Annotated in this window: 12 protein-coding genes; 5 read left to right on the top strand and 7 right to left on the bottom strand. The window is 42.6% G+C overall.

What is annotated here, in order from left to right; genetic code table 11:
• Positions 1-6: 6 nt before the first annotated feature.
• Complete coding sequence (tsaE, locus tag F0145_RS05550) at positions 7-435, top strand: tRNA (adenosine(37)-N6)-threonylcarbamoyltransferase complex ATPase subunit type 1 TsaE (RefSeq protein ID WP_150087325.1); 429 nt, start codon at positions 7-9, stop codon at positions 433-435.
• 1 nt (position 436) lies between these two features.
• Positions 437-1,666 (top strand): alanine dehydrogenase, encoded by a 1,230-nt coding sequence (locus F0145_RS05545; protein WP_150087324.1) that lies wholly within the window; start codon positions 437-439, stop codon positions 1,664-1,666.
• A gap of 290 nt (positions 1,667-1,956) precedes the next feature.
• On the opposite strand, the gene F0145_RS05540 is transcribed toward F0145_RS05545, so the two are convergent.
• From F0145_RS05540 to F0145_RS05520, 5 genes are all read right to left on the bottom strand, one after another.
• The gene (locus F0145_RS05540; RefSeq protein WP_150087323.1) at positions 1,957-3,477 is read right to left on the bottom strand and encodes a phosphatase PAP2 family protein; all 1,521 of its coding nucleotides are present in this window, start codon (positions 3,475-3,477) and stop codon (positions 1,957-1,959) included.
• Between the two features lie 30 nt (positions 3,478-3,507).
• The gene (locus F0145_RS05535; RefSeq protein WP_150087322.1) at positions 3,508-4,410 is read right to left on the bottom strand and encodes a transporter; all 903 of its coding nucleotides are present in this window, start codon (positions 4,408-4,410) and stop codon (positions 3,508-3,510) included.
• Between the two features lie 738 nt (positions 4,411-5,148).
• Positions 5,149-6,423, bottom strand: coding sequence for a fumarylacetoacetase (gene fahA, locus F0145_RS05530; protein ID WP_150087321.1), 1,275 nt, complete (start codon positions 6,421-6,423; stop codon positions 5,149-5,151).
• A gap of 103 nt (positions 6,424-6,526) precedes the next feature.
• On the bottom strand, positions 6,527-6,796 hold the full coding sequence (locus F0145_RS05525) for a NifU family protein (protein ID WP_150087320.1): 270 nt from the start codon (positions 6,794-6,796) through the stop codon (positions 6,527-6,529).
• Between the two features lie 4 nt (positions 6,797-6,800).
• Positions 6,801-7,904, bottom strand: coding sequence for an Mrp/NBP35 family ATP-binding protein (locus F0145_RS05520; RefSeq protein ID WP_150087319.1), 1,104 nt, complete (start codon positions 7,902-7,904; stop codon positions 6,801-6,803).
• 339 nt (positions 7,905-8,243) lie between these two features.
• Here F0145_RS05520 and F0145_RS05515 point away from each other — a divergent pair, with 339 nt between their 5' ends.
• Both F0145_RS05515 and F0145_RS05510 read left to right on the top strand, forming a co-directional pair.
• Complete coding sequence (locus F0145_RS05515) at positions 8,244-9,302, top strand: formylglycine-generating enzyme family protein (RefSeq protein ID WP_150087318.1); 1,059 nt, start codon at positions 8,244-8,246, stop codon at positions 9,300-9,302.
• Positions 9,303-9,418: 116 nt separating this feature from the next.
• Positions 9,419-10,378 carry a hypothetical protein gene (locus F0145_RS05510; RefSeq protein ID WP_150087317.1) on the top strand — a complete coding sequence of 320 codons (960 nt, stop codon included), beginning with the start codon at positions 9,419-9,421 and terminating at the stop codon, positions 10,376-10,378.
• 33 nt (positions 10,379-10,411) lie between these two features.
• Here the strand turns inward: F0145_RS05510 and F0145_RS05505 are convergent, their stop codons facing one another.
• Both F0145_RS05505 and F0145_RS26105 read right to left on the bottom strand, forming a co-directional pair.
• Positions 10,412-11,122, bottom strand: coding sequence for a DUF421 domain-containing protein (locus F0145_RS05505; RefSeq protein WP_150087316.1), 711 nt, complete (start codon positions 11,120-11,122; stop codon positions 10,412-10,414).
• 1,025 nt (positions 11,123-12,147) lie between these two features.
• Positions 12,148-12,294, bottom strand: coding sequence for a hypothetical protein (locus F0145_RS26105; protein ID WP_190277475.1), 147 nt, complete (start codon positions 12,292-12,294; stop codon positions 12,148-12,150).
• A gap of 295 nt (positions 12,295-12,589) precedes the next feature.
• On the opposite strand from F0145_RS26105, the gene dnaG reads away from it, so the two are divergent.
• Complete coding sequence (dnaG, locus tag F0145_RS05500; RefSeq protein WP_150087315.1) at positions 12,590-14,500, top strand: DNA primase; 1,911 nt, start codon at positions 12,590-12,592, stop codon at positions 14,498-14,500.
• The last annotated feature ends 223 nt before the right edge of the window (positions 14,501-14,723 follow it).

The raw sequence follows: 14,723 nt of genomic DNA, 5'->3' as shown, positions 1-14,723 counted from the left end.
TTTGGCATGAACGAGAAAGTAGTGGAAATTCCCGCACTGGCTCAGTTGCCGGTGGCAGCCGCAGCCGTGTGGGATTTTGCAAAAGATGAGAATATTTTGTTATTTGAGGGCGAAATGGCGGCGGGGAAAACAACTCTAATAAAAGAAATCTGTCGGCAGGCCGGGGTAGAAGAACCCGTTAGCAGCCCAACTTACGCCTTAGTAAACGAATACGCAAGCAACCGCGGGGAAGTGTTTTACCACTTTGATTTTTACCGGATAAATGACCCGCGCGAAGCGCTGGACATGGGCGCAACCGAATATTTTTATTCGGGTAATAAATGCCTGATTGAGTGGCCTTCGCTGGTGCAGGATTTATTACCCGAACATTTTGTAACCGTTACCATAGCTAAAGGTGCAGGAGAGGCCCGTACCATTACGTTGAAAAAATACTAATATGAACGAAAACATTCCTTCGGGCTTTGAATCGTTGGCTGCAACCAGCCGCGCTCTCTTTCCGAAAGAATCGATGTTGGCGATTGAAACCCGAAAAAAGCGCCTTTTTATTGGCATTCCCAAAGAATCTTCTTTACAGGAAAACCGCATTGGCCTGACACCCGAAGCCGTGCGGCTGTTAACCGATAATGGCCACGAAATCTGGATTGAAGCGGGGGCGGGCAGCCCTTCTAAATACGCCGACCATGAATTTTCGGAAGCCGGTGCCCGCATTGTTTATTCTACCAAAGAAGTATACGAGGCCGATATTATTTTAAAAATTGCCCCGCCTACTTACGAAGAAATAGAATATTTACGAAACAGCCAGACCTTAATATCGGCTTTGCAATTTGGCAGCCTCACTGGCGATTATATTGGCGCTCTTTGCCGGAAAAAAATAAACGCTATTTCTTTTGAGTTGTTAAAAGATAAATCCGATACCAAGCCGGTGGTGCGGGCTATGAGCGAAATTGCAGGCAGTACCGTAATGCTTATTGCCGCCGAATACCTGAGTTCAAGTGCTGGTGGTAAGGGTATTATTTTGGGCGGTATAACTGGGGTGCCGCCTTCGCGGGTAGTTATTTTGGGAGCCGGAACCGTAGCCGAATATGCCACGCGGGCCGCTATTGGTTTAGGAGCCGAAGTAAAAGTTTTCGACGATCATATCTATAAATTACGCCGCCTGAAGCAAAATATTGGCCCGTACCTGTTTACTTCTACCATGGATGGCGCTTTACTCAGTCAGGAACTAAAACTGGCTGATGTGGTAATTGGTGCTTTGTCGGATAGGGAAGGTCGCACCACTTCTATGATTTCGGAAAATATTGTGGCGCAAATGAACCCGGGTTCCGTAATTATTGATGTGTGCATTGACCAGGGTGGCTGTTTCGAAACTTCGGAGCTAACCACCTTAAGCAGGCCGGTTTACCGTAAATACGATATTATTCATTACTGTGTGCCCAATATCGCTTCCCGGGTACCACGCACCGCCACCAACGCGCTCAGCAATATTTTTACCCCAATTTTCATGGATATTTCGAAGCACGGCGGCATTAACGAAGTATTATTTACCCACGAACATTACCGGAGTAGCGTTTATATTTACAAAGGCAGCCTCACCAATGCCGGCATTGCCAAAAAGTTTAACATGCGCTACAAAGAACTTAGCTTAATGATTGCGGTGCGGAATTAAATAAGTTAAAGGTTGGAAGGTTCGAAAGTTAAAGGTTGAAAGTACTTTGGGGACCTAATGCCTAAATCAAACAGGAATAGCGCTTTAAAACAATAAAATAATTACAAGCAAATATCCACTCACCGGGGTCATTCTGGAAGAATCTTATTGGCTACCTGCTAATAAGATTCTTCCAGAATGACCCCGGTGGGAGGTATAGCCTTAGCTTTATTTAAAAGCGCAGTATACATTTAATAAGGGTATAAGCTTTAACTTTCAATATTTTAACTTTTAACCTTTTAACCATTCCCTTACTGCGGTGATCCGTCGGTTTTACTCCATTGGATGGCTACTTTACCAATTCCCTGCCCGCAGATTAGACCGGCCTCATTGTCGAAGCGATAGTGAATGCCGCCGTATAAACGCGATAAAGCAGCTTCTTCTGCTTGTTTTTGCAAATGCGCTTTATCCTCCGGAAAAATATGCCCAAGTACCGAGGCAGCAGCTCCCGAAAAAGTGGCGTGACCAGAAGTATAAGAGGGAAAATTAGGAATGCCGGTAGCGGTTTTTATTTTGGGGTCCATTTGGGAAGGCCGGGGTATAAAATAAGTATACTTCGTGCGCCAGCAGCAAATAGCCGCATCAAACAACGATCGGTTCAGCAGGGCAAAGGTACGGGCAATACGTATTTCGCTGTATTGTTTTTTACGAATTAAACTGGCAGCAATCTGGTTCCAATGGCCCGGCGGCGTTGGCGTACCGGCACCGTCAGCCCAAAAATCAGCAATGCGCCATTGTTCCCGGGTGCGGTTATCGGCAATCTTCCGGACTTCGGCTAAATCTCTATTAAATTCGGCGCTGCCTACCGCTGGGGGTGGGCCGGGCAAACCAGCCATCAAGGCAGTAGAGTCGTACCAGGTTTTTACGTTGCCAGCCAGCGGTAACATCGGGCCGCGTACCGGAACCTCTAAACTTACCCATTTTACCGGCACAACTGCTTGTTGCCAGGTATTTTTCGCATCTCCTGCCTGGTTCATCCGGTCTTTGCGGGCGTAATCCAGTACTTTAAGCGCCACTTCTTTGCCAAGGGCGGCACCCGCAGTTAAATCGCTGCGCACGTTGGCTCCGGCGAGCAGTCTTGATTCCTGGTGTTCGGTAGCTTTTTTGTTTAAGAACTCAACTTCTTTCGGAAAAATGAATTTTAATATTTCTACCGAGGCGGCGGCAACTACGGCATCTTCGGAAGGGTAAGAGGATAAATTACTGGCTGGGATTAGTAGTTTAACCTGATTATCAGTTTTTGCGGGTGCCTGCCGGTTGAATTGTGATTTGTGGTGCCAAGCCGAAACCAGGGCATCGTATTGAGCTACACTTAACAAAGCATAAATGCGAGCGGCTACCACGGGGTTCGCAAACGGTGATTGTGGGTCGGGGGCTGCGCCAACTACGGGCGCTACATTATACTTAGATACCAACTGCTGGCAGATTTCGTTCCAGCGCAAAGTTGCGCCAGAAGCCCAATAGCTAATATTTTCCCGCTGCGAACTACTAAGTTGCGCTTGTAAGCCTTTAATTTCGCTTAATTCCTGCTGGTACGCAGGGCTGGAGGTAGCTGCGGGTACTGCAACCGGAATTACTGAGCTGGAATTCAGAACAATGGTTTTCCAGGTTCCGCCGGTTAAATCCTGGTCCTGCGGGTTGGCCGCTTCGTAATGCGGGTTAGATAGGTCAGCCTTTTCGCAGCTGCTTAGGCCGACCAGGGTAAGCCCGGTGAACAGCAAAGAAATAAATTGTAATCGAAGGGGTTGCCGAAACTTTTTGAGGTACTGCATTGGGAATAATATTTGCAATAAATGGTTAATTTAAATTTGTTTTTTTTGCCAGGAAGGCAAGTTGTAAACCAAGCTGCCGGAGAAGCGGGTAGCCTTGCCTACGTTTTTCCCGTTTAAGGTAAAACTGCTGCCACCACCCAGGCCTACAGCCGGATAAAAGGGCAGCGGTACAAATAAGTTAAAACCGGTACGGGTATAAGAAACCGCATTGCTTGGGAAAGGAATGCCGGGGCCAATATTGGTTCCTTTACTGGCCTCTTGTTTGTGGAGCCAGGCATCGGCGTAAACCAAAGACGATGCAAAACCTAACTTGGCCGAATAATCAAAAGAATTAGGCACGTGGCTTGTGTGTCTGTTGTAATAAGGGCTGTTGCCCGATTCAGGCAAGGGAACAGCATCGCGGTCTAGTTTAACATCAGACCTATAAATATAACCGCCCTGCGCACTCAGAAAAAAACCATAATTGCTTTTGAGTTGCGTAATTAAACGACCGTCTAAATTAGTAGAGTGGTGGCCAATGGCTACTGGGGCATCGGCAATATAATTACTAAAAGGCGTAGCTATACCGCCGGCTACCATTACAGATAAACTGCCCAGGTTACCTAATTTTTGTTCCAGCGCATTATATTTCAGGTAAAAAGCGGCGTCTTGTAACCCTTTCTGATCTTGCCAGAACCCCTGGTTGGCAGTAGCTTTAATATAGGGCAGCGAAACAATCGCATCCAGCTTGTCTGTTAATCCGGCTACGCCATATATGCTTAGGCTGCGGGTAGCAATAGTACCTAAATTGGGATTTTGGGTAGTGGTGCCGCCTACAAAATAAGTGTCGTAGCTTTCGTAGGAGTAAGAAAGGGCTACGGAACTGTTGCCTTTGCCTTTCATAAAGCCATCGACCATGCCTTGAGAAAAACCAATATTGCTTGTAGCTAGCAAAAGAAGGAGCGTGAATAATTTACAACGGGTAAAGTTTTGAACCATATAAATAAAGTAATTACCTAATAGTCAATTAAATAAAATTAAAGCTTCAATATACAAAAGTTCCGGCTAAATGCTGAAATATTTTTTTACTGATACTTCTTTAAAGCTGGAATGAAGTATTCTGGTTAAATATATGAATTTTTACATATAATTTTTAATTTATTATATTAAAAAGTAACGATACCGCTTCTTCGTAAAATTTAACTTGCGTAGTTTGTTCTTTAATTTTATTAAGTCGGCTTGTAGCTATTCGTACGCTGCGGCATATTTTACAAGAATATTGTAGGTATGATTTTGGGCAAATTAATGCTGCTTCGGTGTTGGTTCAGAAATTTGCCAGGTTTACCATCGGGCCAGATCACTTTTGTCTTAGTAGTTGTTCTGGCGAATGGCGCGCAGCAAATGGTCGAAGTTGATTGCTAATTTAAGTTACAGTTTGGTAACTGGAATAAGCTTGGGTTTACTTTACCGTGTGTATGTTGCGTCCTGGCCAAGGCAACGGACCGGGTGGCAATTACACCTAGAGCTAGTTTTGTAACTGCCCCGAATCTAAATCTTTCATTGGTAAAAGCCTTATTAACTCTAATTAAAGTATATATTTTAAAGTTTGCAGTTTATAATCTTGAGCCTGCTACTTTTTTAATATTCGCATTAAAGCATCTAAGTAATATTTAAATACTTAAGTTAAATGACTTACAAAGTAGGCAATATTTTATTCCGGACCTCGCCAAAACCTACCCGAATACCGTTGCGTTCGGCGTAACCTTTAAAAATTACGGTATCGCCATCTTCTAAAAATGTGCGGGTAGCCCCATTTGGTAGCGTAAGCGGTTTAGATCCTTGCCAGGTTAATTCCAGCATAGAGCCATAAGAACCCGGTTCGGAGCCACTAATGGTGCCCGAAGCGTATAAATCGCCTACTTCGAGGTTACAGCCATTGCTGGTTTGGTGAGCCAGTTGCTGGTTCATGTTCCAGTACAGGTGGCGCGTATTTGATTGGGAGATTAGCGCCGGGTCTTCGCCATCGGGTTGCAAATATACTTTCAGGTTTATGTCCAGGTGTTTGTAGCCTTCGTATTCCAGGTAAGGTAAAACCGGTGGTTCCTGCGTTGGTCCTGGTACCCGGAAAGGCTCCAGGGCATCTAACGTAACTACCCACGGAGAAATAGTCGAGACAAAGCTTTTACCCAAAAACGGCCCTAGCGGCACGTATTCCCAGCGCTGAATATCCCGCGCTGACCAATCGTTGAATAACACCAGGCCAAAAATATAATCTTCGGCTTCATCGGTCATCACATAACTACCTAAATCGGTGGCGCGGCCGGTTATAAAAGCTACTTCCAGTTCAAAATCCAATTCGCGGGTTGGTCCAAAAATAGGCAATTCGGTATCAGCGGCTTTAGTTTGGCCCTGCGGCCGGAAAACAGGATGGCCGGATGCCACAATAGAAGAAGCCCGGCCGTGGTAACCCACCGGTAAATGTTTCCAATTAGGCAACAAAGGGCTCTCGGGATTGCGAAACATCAAACCCACGTTGGTGGCGTGTTCCAGGCTCGAATAAAAATCGGTGTAATTACCTATTTTAACCGGCAAGTGCATCGTTGCTTCCTGGCATTTAACGAGGCAGGCTTTCATTACCTCGTGGTTATCCCGAATCTCGGCATTATTGTTCCGCAGCAACTCCGATACTCTTTCGCGTACCTCTCGCCACATTGGTTTACCCAAAGAAATAAACGGGTTCAGGGTTTCCGCATGAAAAACCGAAGGATCTTCCAGTGACAATAAATCAAACAAGCCTTCCTGGCATACTGCGTACAAATCCAGAATATAATCGCCAATGGCTACGCCCACGCGTGGGTCGCGGGTAGGGGTGCTGAAAATACCAAAAGGCAGATTCTGAATGGGAAAGTCGCTGTTGGGAGAAATCTGAATCCAGGAATGCAGGTGCGGGTCGTTGGCTCGAATCATAAAGCGGAAGTTATACCTTAAAAGTAAAGGTACAAAAAAATAAAAACCGGAGTCAGGCTTAGCTAACTTCGGTTTTTATTGGGTAAAAAAAAGGAGATATATTTTAAAGTTCGGGTGGCGTTAAGTTTACAGCCACCACCGATTTTATTTCGGGTACTTCGCGCTTAATGGTTTGTTCAATACCGGCCCGCATGGTCATAACCGACATCGAGCAGGAACCACAGGCACCCAGCAGTTCCAGTTTCAAAACCATCTCATCCGATAATTCCAATATTTTTACGTTCCCACCGTCGGCTTCCAGATAAGGTCGTATCTGGTCCAAGGCTCTTTCAATTCGCTCAAATAGTAATTCTTCTGTGTTGGTCGCTACCATTTTATCAGGTGTTAATAGGTACTATTTTTGTTTTCGCCAACCCGGCATTTCGCACCGAAACTTGTTGGGCTACGGCCTGGGCCACTTCTTCAAACACTTTACCAGCCGGCGAATCCACTTTTATTACTTCAGGCATTCCTTCGTCGCCGCTTTCCCGGATACTTTGTACCAGTGGTATTTGTCCTAACAACGGAACGCCCCATTTAGTTGCCAATTGCTGGCCGCCGCCTTCGCCAAATATATAATATTTATTTTGCGGCAGCTCGGCGGGTGTAAAGTAAGCCATATTTTCAATAACTCCGAGCACCGGCACGTTAATCTGCGGTTGCCGGAACATTTGCAAACCTTTCTGCGCATCGGCCAAGGCTACTTTTTGCGGGGTAGTTACAATAATAGCCCCGGTTACCGGCACGGTTTGTACCAAAGTTAAGTGAATATCGCTGGTACCGGGCGGTAAGTCAATTAATAAATAATCAAGTTCGCCCCAGTCTACATCCGAAATAAATTGCTTTAAAGCCGAGCTGGCCATGGGGCCGCGCCAAACTACTGCATTTTCGGCAGGAGCCAGGAAACCGATAGAAATAATTTTAATGCCGTAGCGTTCAATGGGCTCAATCAGGTTACGGCCTTCGGGCGTCCGGAATACCTGGGGGCGTTCTTCTTCGGCATTAAACATCAGCGGCATACTTGGTCCCGAAATATCGGCATCAATTAAACCTACCTTGGCGCCACTTTGCGATAAAGCAATAGCCAGGTTTGCTGTTACCGTAGATTTACCTACGCCGCCTTTACCCGAAGCAATGGCAATAATATTTTTAACGTCTTTTAAAATAGCCGAATTCGTATCGCGGGCAGTAGTAACGCGGCTGGTGAGGTTAACCGTTACGTTAGCCTCCTTATCTACCATGGTATGAATGGCCCGGATACAGGCGTTCTGAATCAGTTCTTTCAGGGGGCAGGCCGGGGTGGTAAGAATAACAGTAAATGCAATATTTTTACCGTCTATCTGAATATTTTCGATCATGTTCAGGGTTACCAAATCTTTGCCAAGATCCGGTTCCTCTACATAACTTAAGGCTTTTAATATATCTTGTTGCGTAATAGCCATCTTATTCTTTAGCTAATATAATTATTTACAAAAGTACAAAAATTAGTTCAGATATACCCCGATTTACCGGAATATTAGCCGGTTTTAGCTGAGAAGTAGCTCTGTAATAGTTTTTTTTTAGAACAACGAAAATCTTATGCTGAAGCTCAGAACAAGACCGCCGGATACAATGACTCTGTTCTTGAACAGTAAACCTGTTGTGGTTGAAAATGCCCTATTTGTCTTTAAACCATAGCAAGCCAATATTTATAAATAACCTGTTGTTTGTGGCGTTGTCGCGCGTGGCTCAGATTAGCAGTTAAATAAATTATTACTAAATTGGTTTTTTATTTATTGCAAATGCCCCACTTACGAAGATATTATTTTACTGCTTTTTTACTGGCCGGACTGGCTGCTTGCCAAACGCAACCCGAAAAGAAAAATTCTAAAACCAGCGAAGTATCGGCCCAGCCGGCATTAACCCAAGTAACCGATACCATTCCGGCTAAAATGGTTTGGATATCCGCTGGTAAGTTCCAAATGGGTTCCGATGACAGCAGTTTTCCGGATGCGCAGCCTATTCACGAAGTAGAAATAAGCGGGTTTTGGATGGATGAGCACGAAGTGACCAATGCAGAATTTGCCCAATTTATAAAAGCTACGGGCTACGTAACTGTGGCCGAACGAGCTCTTAATCCGGCCGATTTCCCTGGCGTGCCAGTTGATAAACTGGTGCCGGGCTCGGGCGTTTTTACGCCGCCGGCCCAGGAAGTAAGCCTCGATAATCCGTTGCAGTGGTGGCAATACGTACCTGGCGCCAGTTGGCGGCATCCGCAAGGGCCTAATAGTTCTATAACAAACAAACCCAACGACCCCGTAGTGCAGGTGTGTTACGAAGATGCCGCCGCTTATGCCAGGTGGGCCGGTAAGCGTTTGCCCACCGAAGCCGAATGGGAATATGCTGCGCAGGGTGGTAAAGGTCGCCGCAAATTTTACTGGGGCGAAGAACTAAAACCCGAAGGCAAATGGGTAGCTAATATTTACCAGGGAAATTTTCCGGAAAAAAACAGTGGCGAAGATGGCTTTATCACGGTTGCACCGGTTAAATCTTTTCCGGCTAACGGCTTCGGCCTTTACGACCTGGATGGCAATGTATGGGAGTGGTGTCAGGATTTTTACCGCCCCGATTATTACCAGCACAGCGCCAAACAAAATCCCAAAGGTCCAGCCGATAGCTTTGACCCAGATGAACCCGGCTCGATAAAACGGGTACAACGCGGTGGCTCTTTCCTGTGCTCCGACGAATATTGCATTCGCTACCGCCCCGGCAGTCGCGGCAAAGGCGAAATAAGCAGCGCCTCCAATAATTTAGGTTTCCGGTGTGTGAAAGATGGGGAGCCGGCTAACAAAGGATCATAATATAGCTGTGGTAGAAAGATTTAGCTAATTTAATATAAATATGAAATTGGCTAAGTTCTGAAACGATTTATACTTTTTTGCTAGTTCAAATTTAGATACTTTATTATAATATTCTTTTGAAAGCTGAAGTAATGACCTTATATGAAGAATATGTGTATTACTGGAAAGATTTTGAAAGTAAAATTTTGGCTTTCGATTTTCAAACTAGAGAAAAAATTAAGAAGAATTTAATTAAAGAAAAGAATAGGACTACTTTTTATTCAAAGATTACTGAAATAAATTTTGGGTTATTTTTTGCTAATAATGGGGCACAAACAGAATATGAAAAAAAATATAAGTTTCAAAGTAAAAACTTAGAACCAGATTGGACATTGACATTGAATGGACAGAAGATACTGAATGAAGTTTCAAGATTGAACCCTACCAGAAAAGACCAGATTAGAAACGATTTTGAAAGTGAGCTCTTAGAACGATTATCAATATTAGAAGGTAGTTGCTACTTAAAAGTTAATTTTGAAAATGAATATTTTGACCCTTCGGAGTATGATCTTGATGAAATCACACATCAATTAAGATCATGGCTTTCTCATGAAAGGGCACTTTTTGAGCAAATTACTTTATTTAAAAATATTTCTTTTAAGATAAAAGCTGTCGACTCTACTCTTAAGAATATAATTGTTATTGGAAATAATAACTCTGTAGATATTGATCTAAGAAGATTAATATCAAACGGAAGCGAGTTTATAAAAAAGGTTAATAAGTACGCAGATTTTATCGAAGAAACAAAAATGCCATTTATTATTAGCCTTTACTCAGATGTTTTGAATGGAATTGATGAGCTTGACTTATTTCATTTTTTATATGGAAGCTCAATTGATGATCGAAGAACCTACTCCGTTTATTCTAATCTTGATTCAGGCTTATTTTACAACAACAATTTAGTCAGGAAATATTTAAGCGGAGTTTTGCTTAAGCGCGAGAATACCGTTACGTTTTTCTATAATTATTATAAAAGTAATTTATTAAACGAAATGAATGTACACTTTTTGAAGAAATACCAATTTACTAGTCAGTAATTTATTTTATGATTATTTTATAAAAATTAGCTGTCATTTTTTAGCTTCTACCCATTCTTTGCCGCCGCAGAGCTCACATTTACTTACTTTTTGGCCTTGCTCTAAATTTTTAACGTTGCCGCAATCTAAGCAGCAGTAAAGGCCGGCGGTTGGTATGGGCATCGGCGCTTTCAGGATTGTTTCCGGTTTTAATTCGTTTTCGGGTATTAAACTCAAACCCGGTTTAACTTTTTTCGGCGACCGAAACATTATCGAAATCTGACCCGATGTTTCAAAAAATGCTTTTTCAATCTCGCCTAAATGCTCCACGTCTTTACTACGCAACGACCGGAATAAATCTTCTTTAGATAAATTATCTCGGGTGAGGCAATCCCATTTTATTACGCCCTTGTCTACTACTAAATTGGCTTCGCCTTCCAGAATAGCTTCTACTTTTTTGTTTTTATTTACTAAACGTTCCAAACCAATCTGGAATAAAGTAACTACCGTAACTGCCACCATGCCGTGCACTATGGGTAAATCTGCATTAACCATGGGGTCGCCAATGGCCGAGCCAAAGGCAATAATAATGGCCAGTTCGAGCATAGAAAGTTGACCCATTCCTCTTTTGCCTAAAATGCGCAATAAAAAAATACTGTAGCTATACATTATCAGCGTCCGGAAAACAATTTCCAGCAAAAAAATCAGAGGTGTATTTCCAAAGAAGATTCGGTGAAAATCAAAAACCTCAAACTCATTATTCATAAAGGAGTTGTAAAAATTAGGTTTGCGGTATAAAATTTAAAAAAATAGTGCGAATAATATTAGCAGACAGGCAGAATTATTTTCCGGTAGAATGCGGTTGTTTTTAGAACTGGTTGGTAAATACTAACTAAAGTTAGCCATTGGCTTAAAGCATACTTTACAATATTTCCTGCGTACGCACCAGTTTGCAGTTAAAGCTACTAATTATTTCCAGCTTCTAATTTCCTGCCAATTGAAAACTAGCAATTATTTTAGGTTCAAGTAATTATTATTACCAGAATATGAAAGGCTACAAAAACAAAACCCCACTAACCAGAGCGGGGCGGTTCATTTTTTTGGTGCTTTTTTTAGGGTAGGGGCAAATATTTTCAGCAGGCGTAAAATGGTCATCCAAAACTAAAACAGGAGCTAGTTTAAAGTTGGGTTAAACAGCTTTGAAAAGATTTGAGGTAAAAAATACACCGGATTCTACATTACGTAAATCCAGATTAGTATTTTTCCGGGAATGATACACAGTTTGTTTTATTCAGCAGAAAATTATTGCTGAATTGCCAACTACTTTAAATCCTAATTTGTAGAGGTGTGCTAAATACTATCGGGTTGTGGTAGTAATTTTCTGACCTGGTTTTAAAATCCAGCTGCCTACGGTGGCTAATTTTTTTGAATTTTCTTTGCTTTTCATGGGGCTAAGCTTTTGTATGGTAAAATATATCTGGTTGTTTAACTTGGGCAAATCTAAGTAAAATAATATTTAATAAAAATTATTTAAGTTTTTTATTTATATTTTTTTAAGAAGGTTTTAATAGACTTCTCGCGTGAGTTAAATAATTGTTAAATCTAAAAAGTATAAGGTAATAAGCTTTATTTCAAGCTATATATATTTATTACTGGTATAAATGTTTTGTATAACTGTTTGTAAATAGTAGCCTAAATATATCTGAAAAATTTAATTTAATAAAGATAACCTTAAGGCAAGCGCATGCTTAGTTCTGGTTAATTTTAAAAAGTAAACTGTTTAGTAAAAATCAACTGCCAATAAACCAGTCTTCACCGCTCTTTAGCATTTTGCCGGCCTTAGCTAAATTTGCCTCGGGTGTTTTTTTGCCTGCCCATAATGCTAAAGCCAGTTGGCTTACCAGCAAAATCATAGATAGTGGTAGTAACTTTTTCATGGAATAGTTATCCGTTTATTAACCTGCACTAAATTAATGAAAGTTTAAATATTAAAAAACATTAATATTTAATTTTTTTAATTTTTGCTGTAAAATTTTCGGCTAGCATCTTCTCAAGGTTTATTCTGGCCTTTTATTTTGGCCAATGCAGCAATATTCTGGCGCTAAAAAATCTTTCCGGATAAAGCAATTCACAATCAGGGAGGTTTATAAAAGCTGAAGGCGCCAGGCAAAAGAATGAATTTCTTTTATGTCCGGGTTTTCTATCTTTGTAAAAGCACCCAGCTTCTAAATTATGTTTCGCATACCCCAGGAAACCGTCGACCAGATTATTCAGCAAGCCGATATTGTGGAGGTGGTCGGGGATTTTGTAACCCTGAAGAAAAAAGGCCAGAACATGTGGGCACCGTGCCCGTTTCACCACGAAAAATCGCCTTCGTTTTCGGTGTCGCCGGCTAAGGGTATTTATAAGTGTTTTGGGTGCGGCAAAGCGGGTAATTCTATTCAGTTTATAATGGATATTGAAGGCCTGGGCTACGTAGATGCCCTGAAATACCTGGCCCGAAAATACGCCATTGCCATTGAAGAAGAAGTTACCCCGGAACTTACCCAGGCGCAGAGCGAAAAAGAAAGCCAATATATATTATCGAACTTCGCCAAAGATTATTTCCATGATATGTTGCTGAACCACGAGCAGGGTAAAAGTATTGGCTTGCCTTACTTTAAAGACCGCGGTTTATCTATGCCAACTATTCAGAAGTTTGAGCTGGGTTATAGCCTCGAAGCCTGGGATGGTTTAACGTCTAAAGCGCTGGCGCAAGGGTTTAAGCTGGAATTTTTAGAGAGTACCGGCCTGACCATTGTTAAAGAAGATAAAAAATACGACCGGTTCCGGGCGCGGGTCATGTTCCCCATCCATAACATATCGGGGAGGGTAGTGGGTTTTGGTGGCCGCACGCTTAAGTCTAATGACAAAACACCCAAGTACGTTAATTCGCCGGAGTCCGAAATATATCACAAAAGCGATGTGCTCTACGGGCTGTACCAAGCCAAACAAGGCATCCGGAGCCAGGATTTATGTTATTTGGTAGAAGGTTATTTAGATGTACTCTCTTTAAGTCAGGGCGGTATCGAGAACGTGGTGGCTTCGTCGGGAACATCGCTCACCGAAGGCCAGATTAAATTAATTGGGCGGTATACCAAAAATATTACGGTGCTCTACGACGGCGATGCGGCCGGAATTAAAGCATCGTTGCGGGGCATTGACTTAATTCTGGAAGGTGGCCTGAACGTAAACGTGGTCTTGTTTCCGGATAAAGAAGACCCCGACAGTTACATCCGGAAAGTAGGCGACACGGCTTTTAAGCAATATATTAATACCAACGCCAAAGATTTTATATCTTTTAAAACCGAGCTGTTAAGCCAGGAGGCCGAGCACAACCCGGTTAAAAAAGCCGAAGCCATCCGGGAAATTATTTCTAGCATTGCTAAAATTCCGGATTCTATTAAGCGGGCAGTATTTTTACAGCGGTGCAGTGTAATATTTGGTATAGAAGAGCAGGTACTGTTAACCGAGTACAATAAACTTATGAAGCAGGAGCGGCAGAAACCCGCTGCTCCGGAAATGCCGGTAAATGCGCCTAATCCTGAACTAACGCCCCAACCCGAAGATAAAGTTGCCGCTGATGATGCCATTCTATTGCACCACGAGCGAGAAGTCTTACGCCTGCTGTTGAATTATTCGGCGCATAAACTACCCGAAGGTGAACCTTTTTTGCCTTACCTGCTGACGCAACTCGAAGACATTGAATTTAAAATACCTATTTATGCCCGGCTGGTAGCTTTGTTTCAGGAAGTAGCAAAGCAGGCGCCCCTGGTTTCGCCGGATTATTTTATTAATTACCCCGATGGCGAAATTCGGCAGGAAGCGGTTAGTTTACTGACCGATAAATTTGAACTAAGCGAAAACTGGGAAACGCACCAGATATTTGTGCCCCGCGAAACCGATATGCTGCAGTTTGCCGCCGATACCGCCGTGCTGCGGCTTAAGTGGCGCAACGTACAGCAAATGATTAAAGAAAACTCGGAGCTGCTTAAAACTGAGAAGGATTTTACCGAAATAATGAAAATAATGACCTTAATTAAAACCCTGCAGCAGTACGAAGTAGAAATTGGTGCTCAGTTAGGCGTAGTGGTGGTGCGCTAAATATTCATTATTACTTGTTGTTTTTATCTGCAATATATAGGAGTTAGGTTGAATTAAAATATTCATCCTGTTTTACAGGAAGCATATTACGATGAGCTTAAAACCTTACTTATTTTAAGTAGCCTTTAATATTATAGCATTATTGCGGAAAATGCGACCTAACTTAAAAGTATCCGGTCAAACATCCTTTATTTGCTCACTATACAAACCCGGTTAGCGGTGT

The sequence above is a fragment of the Adhaeribacter rhizoryzae genome, from assembly GCF_008629685.1.
GTDB lineage: Bacteria > Bacteroidota > Bacteroidia > Cytophagales > Hymenobacteraceae > Adhaeribacter > Adhaeribacter rhizoryzae.
This window is presented reverse-complemented; position numbering and strand designations above follow the sequence as displayed.